The organism is Actinomyces gaoshouyii, from assembly GCF_002072175.1.
GTDB lineage: Bacteria > Actinomycetota > Actinomycetes > Actinomycetales > Actinomycetaceae > Actinomyces > Actinomyces gaoshouyii.
The window spans coordinates 1-17,282 of record NZ_MVIV01000013.1 but is presented as its reverse complement, the minus strand read 5'-3'; the positions used below and the strand labels follow the sequence as shown (position 1 = coordinate 17,282).

The following is a 17,282-nucleotide window of genomic DNA, read 5'->3' as shown; positions in this document are numbered from 1 at the left end:
GGCAGAGGGTCATGTGACCCATCCGGCACGGCGGGCCTGGGAAGACTCTACCGAGATGACGGCGCGGTCTCGGCCCTCGACCATCCCAAGGATGCCACCTGCGGAATCGCAACGATTCGAGCACTTTCCTGTGACTGGCGACAAGTGATCAGACAAGCGAATTACGTCCGCCGCTCGTATCCAAATGCCGCTTTTCCTAGGACCAGGGTCCCCCATGGCGTCCCCGCTCGCGCCGGCCGGCGCGAGCGGGGACGCCGGCGACTTCCTGGAATGATGGGGCCATGAGCCGAGCCTCCCTCTCCAAGGACCCCCGCGAGGTCGCGGGCATGTTCGACGCGGTCGCGCACCGCTACGACCTCACCAATGACGTCATGAGCCTGTGGCAGGTGCGCATGTGGCGACGGGTCACCCGGGCCGCCGTCGCCGCCCGCCCCGGGACGCGGATCCTCGACCTCGCCGCCGGCACCGGCACCTCGGCCGCGGAGTACGCGGCCGAGGGGGCCGACGTCATCGCCTGTGACTTCTCCCCCGGGATGGTCGCCGAGGGGAGGCGCCGTCACCCAGGCATCGAATTCGTCGAGGGCGACGCGATGGACCTGCCCTTCGCCGACGGATCCTTCGACGTCGTCACGATCTCCTACGGGCTGCGCAACGTGCAGGACACCTCTACGGCCCTGCGCGAGATGGCGCGCGTGACCCGGCCGGGCGGGCGCCTGGTCATCGCCGAGTTCTCCTCGCCCGCCCGGCGGGCCTTCCGCACGGCCTACCGCTTCTACCTCGGCACGGCGCTGCCGGCCCTGGCCCGCCTCGTCTCGTCAAACACCGAGGCCTACGACTACCTGGGCGAGTCGATCCTCGCCTGGCCCGACCAGCGCGCCCTGGCGGCGCTCATGCAGGAGGCCGGGTGGCGCGGCGTGGGCTACAAGAATCTGTCGGGCGGGATTGTCGCCGTCCACCGGGCCACCAAGCCGCGGCCGTGAGCGGTGCCGCGCCCTCCCGGCGCCCCGGGGCGCCGCGGCCGCTGGTCCTCACCGCCGCCGAGGCGGCCGCGCGGCCCCCGCGCCTGTCGTTCCTGACCACCGCGCTGCCGCCCGGCGCCCTCAACGGCACGCCGCTGCTCGACCTGCTCACCGGGCGCGACGACGTCGTTTCCTGGGTTCACGAGGGACGGGGCCTCGTGGGACTCGGCCGGGCGCTGGTCCTGGGCGCGCGGGGGGCGGGACGCATCGAGGAGCTGCGCCGCGCCTGGCGGGCGACGGTCTACGCCTCCTGGTGGCGCGATCCATTGGTCCGTCCGGGCACAGGTCCGGTAGCGGCGGGGACGATCGCGTTCTCGGACCGCTCGGCGGCCGATTCCGTGCTGCTCGTGCCGGAGGTGATCGTGGGTGCCGATGAGAGCGGGGCCTGGATGACGACTGCGGTCGGCGCCCCGGGAGGCGGCGCGGACGGGGGCGGCGGAGAGCCCGCGGAGCACCCCGACCATGGCGCGCTCCTCGCGGACCTGCTGGAGGCGGCATCGGCGGCCCCCGCTGCGAGCAGTCGCGGGAGCGCCGTCGCCCAGGACTCCCTGGACGACGCGAGCTGGCGCGCGGCCGTGGCCGCCACCTGCGAGCGCATGCGCGCCGGCGAGGCCCAGAAGGTCGTCCTGGCCAGGGATGTGCTGGTCACTCCCGGTGAGCCCCTTCCCACGGGGACGATCCTGGGGAGGCTGGGGCGGACGTACCCGTCGTGCTGGACCTTCGCCGTCGATGGGATGGTCGGGGCCTCGCCGGAGATGCTGCTGCGCCTGGCCGGCCGGAGGCTGACGAGCCGGGTGCTGGCGGGCACGGCTCGGCGTCATCCGGGCGACACCCCGCGGCGCACCGCCGAGCTGGCCGCCTGGCTGGAGGGCTCGGCGAAGAACAACCGGGAGCACGCCCTGGCGCGGGCCTCGGCGATCGAGGCGCTCATGCCACTGTGCTCGGTGGTGGAGGCGCCCGAGCGCTTCCTCCTGGAGCTGCCCAATGTCCTGCACCTGGCCAGCGATATCACCGGGGTCGTCGCGGGCAACGCGGGAGCCCTGTCCCTCGTGGGGGCCCTGCACCCCACCGCCGCGGTCTGCGGGACGCCGCGCGAGGCGGCGGGCCGGATCATCGAGGAGGTCGAGGGCATGGACCGCGGGCGCTACGCGGGGCCGGTGGGCTGGGTGGACTGGCACGGCGAGGGCGAGTGGTGCATCGCGCTGCGCAGTGGCTCCATCGCCGCGCCCGGCGGACCGGTGAGGGTCTTCGGGGGCGGCGGGATCATGCCGGACTCCGATCCCGACGATGAGCTCGCCGAGACCCGCGCGAAGATGCGTCCCATGCTCGGCGCCCTCGGCGCGCTCCCTATACCCGAGACCGGTCGAGAATAGGAACGAGACCGGTCTCGGCGACGAGGGTCAGGAAGTCTTCTCGGCGAGAGTGACCTCGATCTGCTGTGACTTGCCGCTGCGGACGACCGTGAGCGTCACCTTGTCCCCCGCCGAGTACTGGCGCACGAAGCCGGTGAGCGCCGCGGCCCTGCTAGTGACCTTGTTGTTGATCCCCGTAATAACATCGCCCTGTTCAAGGCCGGCGTTGGCGGCGGGGGAACCCTGCTCGACGCTTCCGACTTTCGCGCCGGTGCGCAGGACGCCGCCGGCCTCGGCACTGCCGTCGCCGATGCTCACCCCCAGATAGGCGTGCGAGGCGCTCCCGCTGCTGATGAGCTGGTCGGCGACCTTCTGAGCGAGCTTGACCGGGATAGCGAAGCCGATGCCGATCGACCCGGCCTTCTCGCCCGCGGAGCCGGAACCCCCCGTCGAGGCGATCGAGCTGGTGATGCCGATGACCTTGCCGCTGCCGTCGAACAGCGGCCCGCCGGAATTGCCGGGGTTGATCGCGGCATCGATCTGGATGGCGTTGGTGTAGACCTGCGACGTGGGCTTCTGATCCATATCGAGCAGGCCGCCGAGGCCTCCCTGCTGCGGGGCCTGCTGGGGCTGGTCGAAGTTCCCGAAGGAGTCGCCGGTGTCCTCCTGGGTGGTGACCACAGGGCGGTCGAGCGCCGAGATGATACCGGTGGTCACCGTGGAGGACAGGCCCAGCGGATTGCCAATCGCCATAACGCCCTGGCCGGTCACGAGGGAGTCCGAGTCACCGATCTGCGCCACGGTGAGGTCGCTCGGCGCGTCCTTGATCTTGATGACGGCCAGATCGGTACTGGCGTCAGTGCCGGCGATGTCGGCACCGTAGATGCGCCCGTCGGCAAGGGTCACCATGATCTTCGAGGCGCCCGCGACCACATGCTGGTTCGTGAGGATGTGCCCCTGGGAGTCGTAGATGACACCGGAGCCGACGGCGCCGCTCTCCCCCACGGACACCGTGATGGAGACGACCGAGTTCGACACGGCGGCGGTGACGGCCTGCCAATCGGGGATCGTCCCCTGGGAGGTGACTGTCTGCGTGGTGGAGCCGGTCGCCACGGGGATGGGGCCGTTCGAGGAGAGGGCGCCGTCGGCGCCGTAGCGGACGGCGGCGAAGGTGCCGCCGGAGGCGAGCAGGGCCGCGGCGGCGGTCATGCCGACCATGGCCCCCCAACCGGGCCCGCGCCGCTCTTTCGTCGGGGTCGCCGGAGAGACGGGGAACGCGCCGTCAGCAGCGCCCGTGGCCATGGGCGCCCCGAAAGCATCGGCAGTGGCATCGGAGCCCGGGCGGGAGTCCTGCTCGAAGTTATAGCCGGCGGGGGCGGTTGGGCCCGCGGCCCCGCCCTGGACGTGGGACTGGCCGTTCGACTCGTCGTAAGTGCTCATGCTCTCCTCCTCGGGGCTCGTCCCCATTCATCTGTGCCGGCTGCCGGACAAGCCGACAGGGCCGTGCCGCTCCTCATTCCCGCTCCTTGCGGTCGGCCCGTGCGATGAGCTCCCCGAGCGGAACCCAGCGGCGGTCGCCTGGTAGGCCGTAGCATCATATGTCATCGCATCGAGGGGTCCGGCGATCGAGGCGTCGATCGGTGCAGCAGCGGCGTTCAACGGCCATCGGGCGCAGCAGCGCCCCTCAGCGCTCATCAACAGGAGGGCACGGGACCCTGACCACGCTCGATCCGCGCACGGGCTGAGCCATGACGCGCTCGAGCGAATCCCGGTCGGGGGCCTCGATCACATCCACGCCCAACCCTCGGGCGATATTGGCCACATCCGCGCGCTGCGGGGTGGAGAACAGGCGGCTGAATCGCTTCGGCCCCGGCACCCCCGCGTACTCCAGACCCTTGAAGATGGAGCCACCGGCGTCATCGAGGACGATGACCTGGAGGTCGGGCTCGCACTCGAGCTCGCCATGGCCGAGCGACATGGCGTCGTGGAGGAAGGCCAGGTCGCCCATGAGCGCGCGCACCGGCCTTCCCGAGGCGAGCGCGAGGCCGCCGGCGGTGGCGATCGTCCCGTCAATACCGGCCAGGCCCCGGTTGGCGACGGCGGTCGGCGCGGGCGCGCCCACGGGCGCGAGCCGGTCGAGGCGGCGGATCGTCATCGATGAGCCGACGACGAGCAGAGGGGCATCGGCACCCGCATGATCGAGGGTGCAGGACTCCCAGACGGTGAGGGCGGCTTCGTCCGCGGTGAGCATCGCCCCTCGGGGATCACCGGGGGCGGCGACGGCGCCCCCCCATGGTCCAGAGGGCGGGCTGAGGGCCGCGACGGCACTCGTCCAGTCAGCCGCCCAGGATGGCCCTGCCCGGTCGAGGAGGCCCGCGATCCGCGCCGCCTGATCCTCCAGGCCGTCGGGGGTGCCGGCGGGCTCAACGGCGATAACTCGCCGCGCGGTCCCGGCGACGTCGGTGATCCTGGCCCGATCCGCCAGGATGCTGATCCGCACATCGTCGCGGGCGAGGAGGGCGCTGACGGGGCGGCTGAGGCTGGGGTGACCGACGACGAGGAGGCTGCGCGCCCGCCGCGCCAGATCGCGCCCGCCGCGAGTGGCGAGCAGCTCCGCGTAGCGGGACTGGGCGGTGGCACCGTGGCGGGCGCCTGAAGTCGGTTCGGCGAGGAGCGGCCACCCGAGGCGCTCGGCCACTCGGACGGCGAGGGCGCCGAGAGCGGGGTCCGGGCAGTCGCCCGCGATGATGAGACCTGGGGCGCCTCCCCCCTCGTCCACGACGTTGGCTGGCGCGCCAGGAGCCTCCCAGACGAGCCGGGGCGCGGGGGCGGCGGGCTCCTTCGCGGGGCCTGCGTATGCGGCACGCGGGCGCGACTCCCCCAGGATGGTCCCGTCGCCCGGCGTGAGCGGCGGGCGGAATCGGGCGTTGATGTGGGCGGGGCCCGGGTCGCGGGTCAGCGTCCCGGCGGCGGCGAGAACGGCCCTGCGGACCTGCCCGGTGATGGCCGCCCGCCCGGCCTCCTCACCCAGTCCGGCCGGGCCGGGGGCCGTGAGATCGGCGGGGATATCGGCGGTCGCGCGCGGGGCGAGCGCGAAGATGCCCGCCTGCGCGGTGGTCTGGTTGGCGCCGGTGCCCACAAGTTCGTGTGGGCGGTCGGTGGAGATGACGACCAGCGGGATGCCGGCGGCATCGGCCTCCGCGAGTGCCGGGTGGAGGTTGGCCACTGCGGTGCCGGAGGTGGTCACGACGGCGGCGGGGGCGCGCCGGCCCTCCAGGAGGGCCGCGCGGCTCATGCCCAGGGCGGTGAAGCCGGCACTGCGCTCGTCCAGGACGACCCGCAGGCCCAGGAGCCCGGCGGCCTCCGCCTCGGCCAGGGCGTAGGCCATGGGGGCGGATCGCGATCCGGGACTGAGGACCGCCCAGCGGACACCCGTGGCCACCAGGGCCTCCACGATAGCGGCGGCAGCGGTGAGTGAGGGGGGCTGCATCGGTCCTCGGCTTCGTCGTGAGCGCCGTCGGCGCCGGTCAGATCGGGAGGCCCCCGACGGCGCTCGAGGCGTCGCGCGCCTCCCGCTCCCGCCGGGCGGCCAGGGCCCCGAGCATATGGGTGAAACGGGACTGCCACTGGGAGACGGTCTTCTCGCCGGCGAGCACGGCTCCGAGGATCGCGTTGGACAGGTGGGGCGCGCGCACCGCGAGGGATCCGCCCACGGGGACGGCGGAGGGCACGGCGACGTCGCGCGAGAGCAGGCGGATCGTGCCCAGCCCGCAGGCGCGCCCGAGCACGGGCAGCGCCGCGGCCAGCCGGGCGCCCTCGGATAGGCCGATGGTCGTGTCCAGGGAGGAGGAGACGACGGCGGGCAGCCCGAGCCGCTCGGCCATCGCGAGGGCGCGGGTGACCCCGCCCAGGGGGGCGACCTTGAGGATCGCCAGGTCGGCTGCCCGCAGGCGGGCAACGGCGAGGGGGTCCGGGGACAGGCGGATGGACTCGTCGGCGGCGATCGGCACGATGAGGCGCTTGCGCAGCGCGGCGAGGTCGTGGACGTCGGCGCAGGGCTGCTCCACGTACTCCAGGCCCCCCGCGGCGCGGTCGAGGATGGGGATGTGGCGAGCGGCGGCGTCGAGGTCCCAGCAGCCGTTGGCATCGATGCGGATGCGGCCCTCGGGACCGAGGGCGTCCCGAACGGCCTCGAGCCTCTTGATGTCCTTGCGCATGGAGTCGCGCCGCCCGGCCACCTTGACCTTGGCGGTGCGGCAGCCCGAGGCGGACACCATCTCACGGGCCCGCTTCTCCCCCACCTCGGGGACGGTCACGTTGACGGGGATGTGGGTGCGCACGACGGGGTGCTGGGGGGCGGGGGCCCCTCCGGGCCCGATACCGGTGGAGGTCTCGAGGGCCGCGGCGAGCCACGGCGCGGAGGCGTCGGCGTCGTAGTCCCAGAAGGGGGCAGCCTCGCCCCAGCCCGCGGGGCCGTGGAGGAGGACACCGTCACGACGCGTCAGACCGCGGAAGCGGTTGGTCAGGGCGATATCCCAGACGACGATCCTGTCGATGTCAGCCAGGAGGCCGGTGCGGTCCTTCTGCCGGAGAGCCCCCAGGTCGAGCTCTCCGCGGATCCGCGCATGGGAAATGGGAGTCACGCCCCCAGGATAGCCAGAGCTCAGCGTTCCCAAGCTCGCCCTCCTTGCGGGAACAGGGAGGCGCAGGTCATGGAGGGCACTGCGGTGTTGCGCACCGGACCGGCTCCAGCCGGGAGCCCCACCCCCGTGCGGAGCGCGGGAACCCATGGCCTCCTTACTGCCGCTGCTGGCCGATTCCCGCAGTCCGGGCCCGGTGCCGTTGTCACCGACTGGTGCGAGCAGGACGTACCAGTCGGTGCGAACGGCGCCGCTCAGCGCGGAAGGCGCACCGCCCCATCACACGGCATCGCGGGTGAGAGGGCAGGTCATGCAGTGTCCGCCGCCGCGGCCCCGGACGAGTTCGACACCGGGGGTCTCGATCACCTCGACGCCCGCGGCGCGCAGGGCCTCATTGGCCCGCCGGTTGTGGGCATAGCCGATGACGAGGTTCGGGGCGAGGGCGACGACGTTGCAGGAGTCGCGCGCCAGCTCGCGCAGCGCCTCCGCCTCGTCGGTCATATCAGGGCTGATGATGCGGAAGGAGTCGATGCCGGCCGCCCGGGCCAGGACCTGATCCATCTCGGATCCATCGTGAATGGTGACCCTGAGCGCGGGCGTCGAGGAGCCGTGGGCAGGGCCGGGCTCGATCTCCACGGTGGTGACGTCATCGAAGCCCGCGAAACGCAGGTAGGTGTCCGGGGCGACCATCGACATGAGAGTGTCCAGATGCATGACGGCGTCGAGCTCGGTGTAGAAGGCGCGGTCGGGCATGTGGACGCCGATGACACGATCCGCGATGCCGTCGGCGAAGAGCCTGGAGGCCAGGCGCTCGACGCCCGCGGCGGTGGATCGGTGGGAGAGCCCCACGACGAGCGTCCGATTGCCCATCACCTGGATGTCACCGCCCTCGACAGTGGCGCGCGTGGCATGGTGCGGGGCGCCCCAGAGGGCCGCCCGGCCGGCGATGACCGGGTGGTAGCGGTACACCGCCTCGTAGTTGGCGGTCTCACGACGACGGGGGGCCAGGGCCATCGGGTTGAGGTGGCAGGCGCCGTACATCCACGAGGAGGCGTCGCGTGTGAACAGGTGGTTGGGCAGGGGGGTGATGACGAACTGCCCCTCGAGGGTGGACAGGAAGGTGGTGGCGAACAGGGTCCGGGCATCGGAGGCGTCGAGGCGGTCGCGCAGCTCTGCGCGGGTGAGGCCCGCGAGGAGGATCTCGGCGAGCTCGGCGTCGGGCAGGCCGGAGAGGCAGGCGGTGAGCACCTCGGAGGTGGACAGACCGACCGCCTCGGGGCCGACGGCCTGCTCCAGGACGAGGGCCCGGGCCTCGGGCACGGCGAGGGACTCGGCGAGCAGGTCGCGGAAGTCGTGGACGATGACGCCGTGCTCCCGCAGGATCGCGGTGAGGGCGTCATGCTCGGCCTGGGCGAGCTCGATGTCGAGGGCGTCGTCGAACAGGAGACTGTTCGCGTTGATGGGCGTCAGGCGGGAGGCCTCTGCGCCAGGCCGGTGGACGATCACCTCGCGCAGCCGACCGACCTCGGAGTCGACCCGCCCCCCGCCCTGGTTGGCGGGGATGGTCTGGCGACGGTGGGCGGGACCCGCCGCGGACGCACTCGCGAGCGGGGTACCCGGGGTCGCGTGAGGCGCGGCACCGGCCTGGGACTCTTTCATGACCCCAGCGTAACGGTGCCCCGCTCGGCACTCGCCTACCCTGATGCCCATGACCGCCGTATCGCCCTCACCGGACCCGTCAGCCTCCTCGGCGCCGTCGGCCTCCGGCGCGCCCGCCCCCGTCCATCACACGCCCCGCCGCGTCTCGGAGATCTTCGATCCCCTGCGCTGGCGAGAGGTCGAGGGCTTCGGCGCGAGCGAACTCACCGACGTCACCTACCACCGCGGCTGCGAGCGGGACGCCGACGGCGCCTGGCTGCGGGATCTTCCCGTGGTGCGGGTGGCGATCGACCGCCCCGAGGTGCGCAACGCCTTCCGGCCCCGCACCGTCGACGAGCTCGCCGCAGCGCTCGACCACGCGCGCATGAGCGGCGATGTCGGCGCCGTCATCCTCACAGGCAACGGCCCCTCCCCGCGCGACGGCGGCTGGGCCTTCTCCTCGGGCGGGGATCAGCGCATCCGGGGCCGCGACGGCTACCTCTACGAGACCGATGACGGCACCGCCCACGCCAGTGGCGCCGCCGCGGCCTCCCAGGGCCCATCGCCGTCGGGGGCCTATTCCCATGAGGCCGATGTGGCGGCGGCTCGGGCCCACGCGGACACGGCCCGGGCGGGGCGCCTGCATATCCTCGAGGTCCAGAGGCTCATCCGCATGATGCCCAAGGTCGTCATCGCCGCGGTGAGCGGCTGGGCCGCCGGCGGCGGGCACTCGCTCAACGTCGTATGCGACCTGTCGCTGGCCTCCCTCGAGCACGCGCGCTTCAAGCAGACCGATGCGAACGTGGGCTCCTTCGACGCCGGCTACGGCTCGGCGCTGCTGGCCCGCCAGTGCGGGGACAAGCGCGCCCGGGAGATCTTCTTCCTCGCCCGCGCCTATGACGCCCGCGACGCCGAGCGCTGGGGCGTGGTCAATGAGGCAGTGCCCCATGCCGAGCTGGAGGAGCGGGCGCTGGAGTACGCGGCCATCGTGACCTCGAAGTCGCCCCAGGCGATCCGCATGCTCAAGTACGCCTTCAACATGGCTGACGACGGCCTGGCCGGCCAGCAGGTCTTCGCCGGGGAGGCCACCCGCTTGGCCTACATGACCGATGAGGCCGTCGAGGGGCGGGATGCCTTCCTGGCGCGCCGCGAGCCGGACTGGTCCCCCTTCCCGTACTACTTCTAGGTAGATTCCGATCACACATCAACCAAGGAGATCTCCCCATGTCATCACTGCTCACAAGGACCGATCCGGCCCGTCGCCGCATCGGCACGGCGAGCATCGTCGGCCTCATCGGCGGCTTCTTCTCCGCCATTGTGAAATTCGGCTGGGAGGTGCCCTTCCCTCCCCGTACCCCGGGAATTCGCTCGGAGACCAATCCCCCGCAGTCGATGCTGGAGTGGTTCGGCATGTCCCATGACACCTCGCACGCCACAGTGACCTTCAATAACAACCCGGCGCCGATCATGTCCTTCATCGTGCATTTCGGCTTCGCGATCGTGTTCGCGCTCATCTACTGCGTCATCGCCGAGTACTACCCCGGCATCAAGCTCTGGCAGGGCGCCGCCTTCGGCATCCTCGTGTACGTGGGCGCGCACGTCGTCGTCATGCCGCTGCTGGGCTGGGCGCCGAGCCCCTTCCCCTGGGTCGCCGGCGCGCAGACCTGGTCCGAGCACTTCTCGGAGTTCTTCGGGCACATCATCTGGCTGTGGAGCATCGAGGTGGTGCGCCGTGATATCCGCAACCGGATCACGCATGAGCCCGATGCCGAGGCGCCCCTGACCGAGGGCGCCCGTTGATACTCCCCCTCGCATGGGCGCGGCCCCGGTACCGGATCGGTACCGGGGCCGCGCCAGTGCTCGCGCCAGGCGCCTCTCAGGCGCGGCCGGTGGCGGACGACGACGGCGAGGAGGCCGGGCCGCTCGTCCCGGAGGACGCTCCTGCCCCATCGCCGCCCTGCCCGCCGACGGCGAGGACCACGAGCGGCGTCGCCGTCGGCTGGGAGGAGCCCCCAGCGGGCTCGGCCGTGATGAGAATGCGCTGCCCGGGCCTCGGCGTCATGGGGAGGAGGGTGAAGGTGGTGCCCTCATCGGGGGAGTAGGCGCCCAGCGAGGTGATGCCCGAGGAGGGGTCCTCCAGCCATATCTGCAAAGTGGTCCCGCCGGCGGGGGCGGGCATCGCCGCCGGGAGTGACAGGGCCGTCATGGACATGCCCTCGCTCCAGGTCAGCGTGGCCACATGCCCGTCGGGCATGGTGTCGGTGACGCGCCGGACGTCCTGGGCCTCGTTGAGGTGGGCGTAGTCGACCATCGGGGTCACGTGTTCCATGGCGGTGTCATGGCCGCCGTCGTAGCCCGACTCGTAGCCGCTGCCGTACCCAGCGCCAAAGCCCGCGGCTATGAGCACAAGGGCGGCTGCCGCCTGAGTCATGTAGCGCCAGGCGCGGCGGCGGCGCAGGGCGATGACGGGGGCGAGCGCCTCGACACCGTCGGCACCGGGACCGGGACCGGGGGAGGCGCCCGCACACCCCATTTCCGGGTGGGCACCGGGCGCCTGGGCGGACCCCTCCTGCTCGATGCCCTTGATCTGCTCCAGGAGCTCCGCGCGCATCCCGGCGGGCGGCTCGACGGGGGCCAGCGATGCGCCGAGGAGGGCGGCGGTCTCACCATCGAGGAGCGCGCGGAACTCCTCATCATCGGCATCAGGTCGTCCTACCGCGCTCATGTCCTCTCCTTCCCTGCTCATCGTGGTTCTCCTAGGTGTGTTCTCATCTTGGCCATCCCATCCCGGATGCGGCTCTTGACTGTGCCCAGCGGCACACCCATCCGCTTGGCGATCTCGGTGTGGGTGAGGCCCGTGAAGTAGGCCAGGGCGATCGTCGTGCGGTGGGGCTCCCCGACGGTGTCAAGGGCCTCGCGGACCCTTCCGGCCTCGATCCGCTCCTCGACCTCGGCGAGCGTGACATCGGCATCGGGCAGGTAGGCCTGCCAGGCATCCTCGCGATCCCTCGCGGCCTGGGCCGAGCGGACCCGGTCGATGGCCCGATGACGGGCCATGGTGACAAGCCAGGCCCTTGCCGTCCCCCTCGAGGGATCGAAGGAGGGCGCTCGGCGCCAGGCCTCGAGCATGACCTCCTGGAGGACCTCCTCGCTCTGCGCGCGGTCGATGACGATGCGCATGATGAGGGCGAGGAGGCGCCCCGCCCAGGCGTCGTACAACTCGGCGAAGGCCTGCTCTTCCCCCTGGGCAACACGTGCCAGGAGGGCGTCGACCTCGTCCCCGCGCTCAGTGTGCCGATGCTTTTCCACACTGCGCATCGTACGGGCCCGGCGGGGCGCCTCCTCATCGCTGCCCCTCCTCTCTCTCCTATTCGCAGCCGGGGACTGCACCCCTCACCCGAAGGTGAAGGAGTACAGGGAGACCCCCGGGTCAACCGTGAGCTCCAGCCGCCCCGATGAGGGCTCGGCCATGCTCACAAGCTCATTGGCGTTGGGCGTTCCGGAGATACGGATCGTCTTCTCCTCACCGCCGTCGTTCCTCCAGGTGATACTGCCCTCTCCGGAGGCCACGAGGTAGACGTGCGCGCCCTTCCAGGATAGGCGAAGGCCTCCTGGGGCGCCGTCGGGGGTGATCTTCTGGCCCTCGACCACCCAGGAGCCGTCCAGGGAGAAGGTGCCGTCCTTCTGCTCGGCCGGGAAGGCGAAGGACGCTGCGCCCGGCTTGAGGGCCCCTCCGGCGAAGTACCGGGCCCGGTCCGAGCCGAGGTAGGTCTCGGGGCTGCGCGCCGTGGAGACATCGGGGGTGTTGTCCGCCGCGGTGAAGATGGGCTCGGGGAGCTGGACGGAGGGGTTGGCCTGCCTGAGCAGCTCGCGGACGAGCCTTTCGGTGGTCTCCTCACCGCCCTCGCCGAACTTCACATGACGCAGCTGCCCGGTGGCGTCCACGAGATAGTGGGCCGGCCAGTAGTGGTTGTCGAACGCGGTCCAGGTGGCCAGGTCGGAGTCGACGGCGACAGGGTAGGTGATCCCGAGTTTCCGGGCTCCTTGACGAACGTTGTCGACCTCCTTCTCGAAGGCGTACTCCGGGGAGTGGATGCCCACGACCTGTAGGCCGAAGTCCTTGTAGGTCTCGTAGAGCCGCTCGATGCCGGGGATGGAGCGCTGGCAATTGATGCAGGAGTAGGCCCAGAAGTCGTAGAGGTGCACCTTGCCCTCGCGGTCGGCGGCGGTCAGGGCCTGCTCGCCGGGGGTGTTCAACCAGGCCCTGATGCCGGTGAGCTCCGGGACAGTGCCGCAGTTCGCCAGGTGATCGGCGCCGTCGACGCAGCCCCCTCGGCCCTGGGCGACCTGGCGGGTGGAGTTGAGGGCCTTATCCGTCTTGGCCTGGAAGGAGGCGGTGTAGTCCGGCAGGGAGCGCTGGACGACGGCGGGCAGGTCGGTCACCAGGGCGACGGCCAGGAAGATCATCATGGCACCCGCGGCGATGCGCACGCCTTTCTGGCGCGTGCGGAAGGCCTTGAGGCGCTCGGTGATGCCGCGGCCGGCCAGGGCGAAGAAGAGCAGGGGGAGGGCCGTGCCCAGGCCGAAGGAGACGGCGAGGGCGACCGTGTCGGCGCCGATCCTGCCGGTGGAGCCCGCCACGGAGACGGCGGCGAGCACGGGGCCGGCGCAGGGCACGTAGGCGGTTCCCAGGACGAGTCCGAGGAGGAATCCGTTCGTGGGGCGCTTGCCGCCCCCCAGGCTCTGGAAGTGCGCGAAGGGGCGCTCGATGATCTCCATGACCTTCGGGATGATCATGGCGACGCCGATGAGGGCGAGGAGCACTACACCGGCCCAGCGCAGCGTGTCCTGCGGGAGGCCCAGCAGGTTGAGCAGCGTGGAGCCGATGAGGGTGAAGGTGGTGAAGCTCAGAACGAGGCCGCCGACGACGAGGTAGGGGTGCAGGCGCGAGGGGGCCTTCCCACCCTCGTCCTTGGCGCCCTGAGCGCCGCCGGACAGGAGGATGACGGGCAGGACCGGCAGGATGCAGGGCGATATGCCCGTGATGAGGCCTCCGAAGAAGCCGATGAGGACAAGACTGATGAGCATCTGGGCTCCTACCATGTCGATGCGGTTGATTCATCCCCTGTTCGGGGCCGGGCGGTCGGCGGATCTGTGGAATGACGATGAAGTCGACATGACGAGCATCACATCTGCCGATCCGATCCGGCAGCGCCCCGACCCCGAACGAGGGATGACGGCTCGCCACGAGGCGAACCCAACCTTGAATCTTCGTAGAGGAGAACACTCATGCACATTCGCACCGCTCTCGCGGCCGGCCTCATCGCCGTTTCCGCCGTTGGCATCGCCGCCTGCGGCTCGTCCAGCGACTCGAAGAACACCAAGCCCGCCGCGACCGCCAGTGCCGACAAGATGAGTGACGGCAAGATGTCCGACGGCAAGATGTCCGACGGAAAAGACAAGATGAGTGACGGCAAGATGTCGGACGCGACGAAGTGACCCCCGCGATGAACGCGGAGTAGAGGCCCCCTCGGCGCTGCCCCTGAGTTGGGGAGAGGGCCGCGCCGAGGGCTCACTTACCTCACGGGCGGCCGACCGCATCACGATGCGGTCGGCCGCCTTCCTCCATGTGAAAAGGGATAAGGGCGCCGTCGTATACGGAGCCTCACGTCCCCACGATGAGGAAGGCCAGCCCGATGACAATGCCGTAGACGAGCTCGTACTGGCCCGCGGCGCGCAGGGCGCCGATGAGCTCACCCCCGGTGGCCCCGGCGCTCACAGCGGTCGTGGCGCGCCAGGAGAAGGGGAACACGACGACGAGGGGGCAGACGACATCGATGATGGCCATGGCGTCCCAGGCGCCGCCGACGGCGATATGCGCCCAGGCGAGCGATCCGCCGGCGATGAAGACCGGCATGAACACCATGACCATGTACGCGCTGCGGGCGCGGGAATCACCGAGGCGCACGGCCAGCGTCCTCTTCCCATGGGCGGGATCGGTGTTGATGTCGCGAAGGTTGTTGACCATGAGCAGGGAGCAGGCGATGAGACCGATTCCGCAGGCGGCGAGCCAGAGCCATCCGGGCACGGCCCCGCCCTGGACATAGGCGGTGCCGCAGGTGGCCACGATCCCGAAGAAGATGAAGACGAAGACCTCTCCCAGGCCGGCGTACCCGTAGGGGCGGGGGCCGCCGGTGTAGAACCAGGCGGCGGCCACGGCGGTGACGCCGATGCCGATGAGCCACCACTGCCCCGTCAGGACCACCAGGGCGAGTCCGAGAGCCGCGGCGATCCCGAAGCAGACGAAGGCGGCGAGCTTGACGGTGCGGGGCGGCACCCGCCCCGAGGCGGTCAGCCTCGGCGGCCCGGTGCGCTGATCATCCGTGCCGCGCACGCCGTCGGAGTAGTCATTGGCGAGGTTGCAGCCGATCTGGAGAGCGAGGGCGACGCCCGCTGCGAGCAGTGTGCGCAGCAGGGAGCCGGTGCCCAACGAGGTGGCGGCGCCGGCGCCCAGGAGAACGGGGGCAACGGCAGCTGGCAGGGTGCGCAGGCGCACGATCTCCGCCCAATTGGTGGCGCGGACGGGCGATGCCTGGTGGGCTGGTCTGCTCATGGGGTCCTCTCGGGGGGATGCGCCTAAGAGCCTATCGCGGGCGGCCGTCTACCCCCACGGCGGGCGGGCCGCGCGGGAGTGCCCGCCTCAGGGCCCCTGCGGATCGGGATCAGTCGCCTGGCCGGGAGGCCCCCGGCCGGCTGGGGCCGGCCAGGAGGGCGGCGACGGCGCGCCGGTCGGGCTTGCCGGGACCGCGCCGGGGCAGCTCGGGCACGACGACGACGCGCTTGGGGGCCCTGGCGCCCGGCAGGGCGGCGCGCGCGGCGGAGCGCAGGGCCTCGGCATCCAGCGCTCCGCCCCCTGTGGGCGCAGGCATGACGGCGGCCGCCACGGCGCTCCCCCACCGGGCATCGGGGATCCCGACGACGCAGGCCTCCCCGACCCCCGGCAGGCGCAGGAGAGCGGCCTCGACCTCGCGGGGGTCCACCTTGATGCCGCCACTGATGATGACGTCGTCGAGGCGCCCGAGGACTGAGAGGCGACCGTGCCCGTCGAGGCGCCCGCGATCGGAGGTGAGCAGGAGGGGCCGCCCGTCACGGGCGGTGAAGCGCGAAGAGGGCTCCTTGGCCCCGGACTCGATGGGAAGCTCGCGGTGGGCGTATCCGAGGGCGAGAACGGGGCCGGCCAGGGCGATGCGCCCCGCGCCGGTGGCGTCGGGGTCCTCGATGGTGGCGGTGACGCCGTCGAGGGGGGCGCCGTCGTAGACGCAGCCGCCACCGGTCTCGCTCATCCCGTAGGTGGTGACGACAGGAATGCCGGCGCCGCGGGCCCGGGCGAGCAGGGCGGCGCTGGCGGCGGCCCCGCCGAGGAGGACGGCACTGGCTCGGGCCAGGGCGCGGGAGCAGTCGGGATCCGCCAGGGCGCGCAGGAGCTGAGTGGGCACGAGGGAGAGGTAGACAGGGCCGCCGCTGGAGGCGAGGGCGCGGGCGAGTCCGTCAGTGAGCGCGCCGGTCGTGAACCCGCCGGTGGCGTTGACGACGATGGGCTCGGTCCCGGCCACGATCGAGCGCACGAGGACTTGGAGCCCGGCGACGTGGTGCGCGGGGAGGGCGAGGATCCAGGTGCCGGGCCCGGCCAGGCGCGCGTGGGTGGCACGGGCTGAGGCGGTCAGCGCGGTGGCGCTCATGGCGATGAGGGAGCCGGTGCCCGTGGTGGAGCCGGAGGTGCGCAGGAGGACATCGGCGCGGGAGGCGGGACCGGCCGGGTCGAGACGGCGTGCGAGATCGGCGCAGACGCGGGCCTCATCCTCATGCGGGGAGATGGGGACGAGTAATGGGCGGGCGGCGCCGGGCCCTGGAGCAGTCGCGCAGGAGGCGGGACGGGAGGTTTCCAGGGCGAGCAGAGGGACCAGGGCGGCCCGGAGCCCGGCGACGGCGTCCGGGTCGGTGCCGCCGCGCAGGAGGAGGGGGGCCGGGCGCGCGCTCACGGAGGCATCCTCGCACCGCTCGCCCCGCCGCGCCGCCCGGACTCGGCCTGCCCGCGGTCGACGACTCGGATATGGTGGAGGTGTGCGCGCCGTTCTCATCGTCCTCCTGTTCGCCCTGGCGATCTACGCGGTGCTGGACTGCGCCCGCACACCGGGCGAGGACATGCCCGCGCGGCTCCCGAAGCCCATGTGGCTCCTCATCATCTTGGCTCTCACCGGCGTGGGGCCGATCGCGTGGATCATCACCTCGCGGGTGAAGGCCGCTGAGGAGCGTGGGGGTGTCGTCGAGCCCAACCTATGGTCCTCGCGCGAGGGCGTGGAGTTCCGCCGTCCTGAGAGGCCACGGCCTCTGGGCCCGGATGACGATCCGGAGTTCCTGCGAAACCTGGAGCGGGACATCCGCCGGCGCCGCCGCGATGAGGGTGAGGGCGATGACGCCTCCCCCTCTTCCTCCAGCACCCCATAACCCCTCCCTATACCCGAGGTCGGTTGTTGTTGGGGGTGGGGTTGGTTGTTGTTGGGGTGGGTTAGTGGTTGTGGTGGTGTTGGGTGTCGTTGGTGAGGTAGGGGGTGAGGCGGTGGATGGTTAGGGGT

General features: G+C 71.7%; 15 protein-coding genes. 6 read left to right on the top strand and 9 right to left on the bottom strand.

What is annotated here, in order from left to right; translation table 11 throughout:
• The first annotated feature begins 281 nt into the window (after positions 1 to 281).
• Together B1H50_RS09090 and B1H50_RS09085 are read left to right on the top strand one after the other, a co-directional pair.
• Complete coding sequence (locus tag B1H50_RS09090; protein ID WP_080463462.1) at positions 282 to 980, top strand: demethylmenaquinone methyltransferase; 699 nt, start codon at positions 282 to 284, stop codon at positions 978 to 980.
• On the top strand, positions 977 to 2,392 hold the full coding sequence (locus tag B1H50_RS09085) for an isochorismate synthase (RefSeq protein ID WP_080463461.1): 1,416 nt from the start codon (positions 977 to 979) through the stop codon (positions 2,390 to 2,392). The genes B1H50_RS09090 and B1H50_RS09085 overlap by 4 nt, the downstream gene beginning before the upstream one ends.
• Before the next feature lie 27 nt (positions 2,393 to 2,419).
• Here the strand turns inward: B1H50_RS09085 and B1H50_RS09080 are convergent, their stop codons facing one another.
• The 4 genes from B1H50_RS09080 to B1H50_RS09065 form a co-directional block, all read right to left on the bottom strand.
• Positions 2,420 to 3,811, bottom strand: coding sequence for a S1C family serine protease (locus B1H50_RS09080; RefSeq protein ID WP_080463460.1), 1,392 nt, complete (start codon positions 3,809 to 3,811; stop codon positions 2,420 to 2,422).
• 244 nt (positions 3,812 to 4,055) lie between these two features.
• Positions 4,056 to 5,861, bottom strand: coding sequence for a 2-succinyl-5-enolpyruvyl-6-hydroxy-3-cyclohexene-1-carboxylic-acid synthase (gene menD, locus B1H50_RS09075; protein WP_080463459.1), 1,806 nt, complete (start codon positions 5,859 to 5,861; stop codon positions 4,056 to 4,058).
• Positions 5,862 to 5,898: 37 nt separating this feature from the next.
• Positions 5,899 to 7,014: an o-succinylbenzoate synthase gene (locus tag B1H50_RS09070; protein ID WP_080463458.1), complete on the bottom strand. Its 1,116-nt coding sequence runs from the start codon at positions 7,012 to 7,014 to the stop codon at positions 5,899 to 5,901.
• A gap of 276 nt (positions 7,015 to 7,290) precedes the next feature.
• Entirely contained in the window at positions 7,291 to 8,670 is a 1,380-nt protein-coding gene (locus tag B1H50_RS09065; RefSeq protein WP_229657860.1) for an arginine deiminase, read from the bottom strand.
• Positions 8,671 to 8,719: 49 nt separating this feature from the next.
• On the opposite strand from B1H50_RS09065, the gene B1H50_RS09060 reads away from it, so the two are divergent.
• Positions 8,720 to 9,835, top strand: coding sequence for a 1,4-dihydroxy-2-naphthoyl-CoA synthase (locus B1H50_RS09060; protein ID WP_080463457.1), 1,116 nt, complete (start codon positions 8,720 to 8,722; stop codon positions 9,833 to 9,835).
• 38 nt (positions 9,836 to 9,873) lie between these two features.
• On the top strand, positions 9,874 to 10,449 hold the full coding sequence (locus tag B1H50_RS09055; RefSeq protein WP_080463456.1) for a YagU family protein: 576 nt from the start codon (positions 9,874 to 9,876) through the stop codon (positions 10,447 to 10,449).
• Between the two features lie 76 nt (positions 10,450 to 10,525).
• Here B1H50_RS09055 and B1H50_RS09050 read toward each other — a convergent pair whose 3' ends face one another.
• The 3 genes from B1H50_RS09050 to B1H50_RS09040 form a co-directional block, all read right to left on the bottom strand.
• On the bottom strand, positions 10,526 to 11,395 hold the full coding sequence (locus B1H50_RS09050; protein ID WP_080463455.1) for an anti-sigma factor: 870 nt from the start codon (positions 11,393 to 11,395) through the stop codon (positions 10,526 to 10,528).
• The gene (locus B1H50_RS09045) at positions 11,392 to 11,967 is read right to left on the bottom strand and encodes a sigma-70 family RNA polymerase sigma factor (RefSeq protein WP_080463454.1); all 576 of its coding nucleotides are present in this window, start codon (positions 11,965 to 11,967) and stop codon (positions 11,392 to 11,394) included. Before B1H50_RS09045 ends, B1H50_RS09050 begins: the two co-directional genes overlap by 4 nt.
• 75 nt (positions 11,968 to 12,042) lie before the next feature.
• Positions 12,043 to 13,737, bottom strand: coding sequence for a cytochrome c biogenesis protein CcdA (locus B1H50_RS09040; protein WP_080463453.1), 1,695 nt, complete (start codon positions 13,735 to 13,737; stop codon positions 12,043 to 12,045).
• Between the two features lie 201 nt (positions 13,738 to 13,938).
• On the opposite strand from B1H50_RS09040, the gene B1H50_RS09035 reads away from it, so the two are divergent.
• On the top strand, positions 13,939 to 14,148 hold the full coding sequence (locus tag B1H50_RS09035; protein WP_080463452.1) for a hypothetical protein: 210 nt from the start codon (positions 13,939 to 13,941) through the stop codon (positions 14,146 to 14,148).
• A gap of 166 nt (positions 14,149 to 14,314) precedes the next feature.
• Here the strand turns inward: B1H50_RS09035 and B1H50_RS09030 are convergent, their stop codons facing one another.
• Both B1H50_RS09030 and B1H50_RS09025 read right to left on the bottom strand, forming a co-directional pair.
• The gene (locus B1H50_RS09030; RefSeq protein ID WP_080463451.1) at positions 14,315 to 15,262 is read right to left on the bottom strand and encodes a 1,4-dihydroxy-2-naphthoate polyprenyltransferase; all 948 of its coding nucleotides are present in this window, start codon (positions 15,260 to 15,262) and stop codon (positions 14,315 to 14,317) included.
• A 109-nt stretch (positions 15,263 to 15,371) separates the two neighbouring features.
• Entirely contained in the window at positions 15,372 to 16,688 is a 1,317-nt protein-coding gene (locus B1H50_RS09025) for an AMP-binding enzyme (RefSeq protein WP_080463450.1), read from the bottom strand.
• 82 nt (positions 16,689 to 16,770) lie between these two features.
• Between B1H50_RS09025 and B1H50_RS09020 the strand changes: the two genes are divergently transcribed.
• Entirely contained in the window at positions 16,771 to 17,154 is a 384-nt protein-coding gene (locus B1H50_RS09020; RefSeq protein WP_080463449.1) for a PLD nuclease N-terminal domain-containing protein, read from the top strand.
• Positions 17,155 to 17,282: the final 128 nt, after the last annotated feature.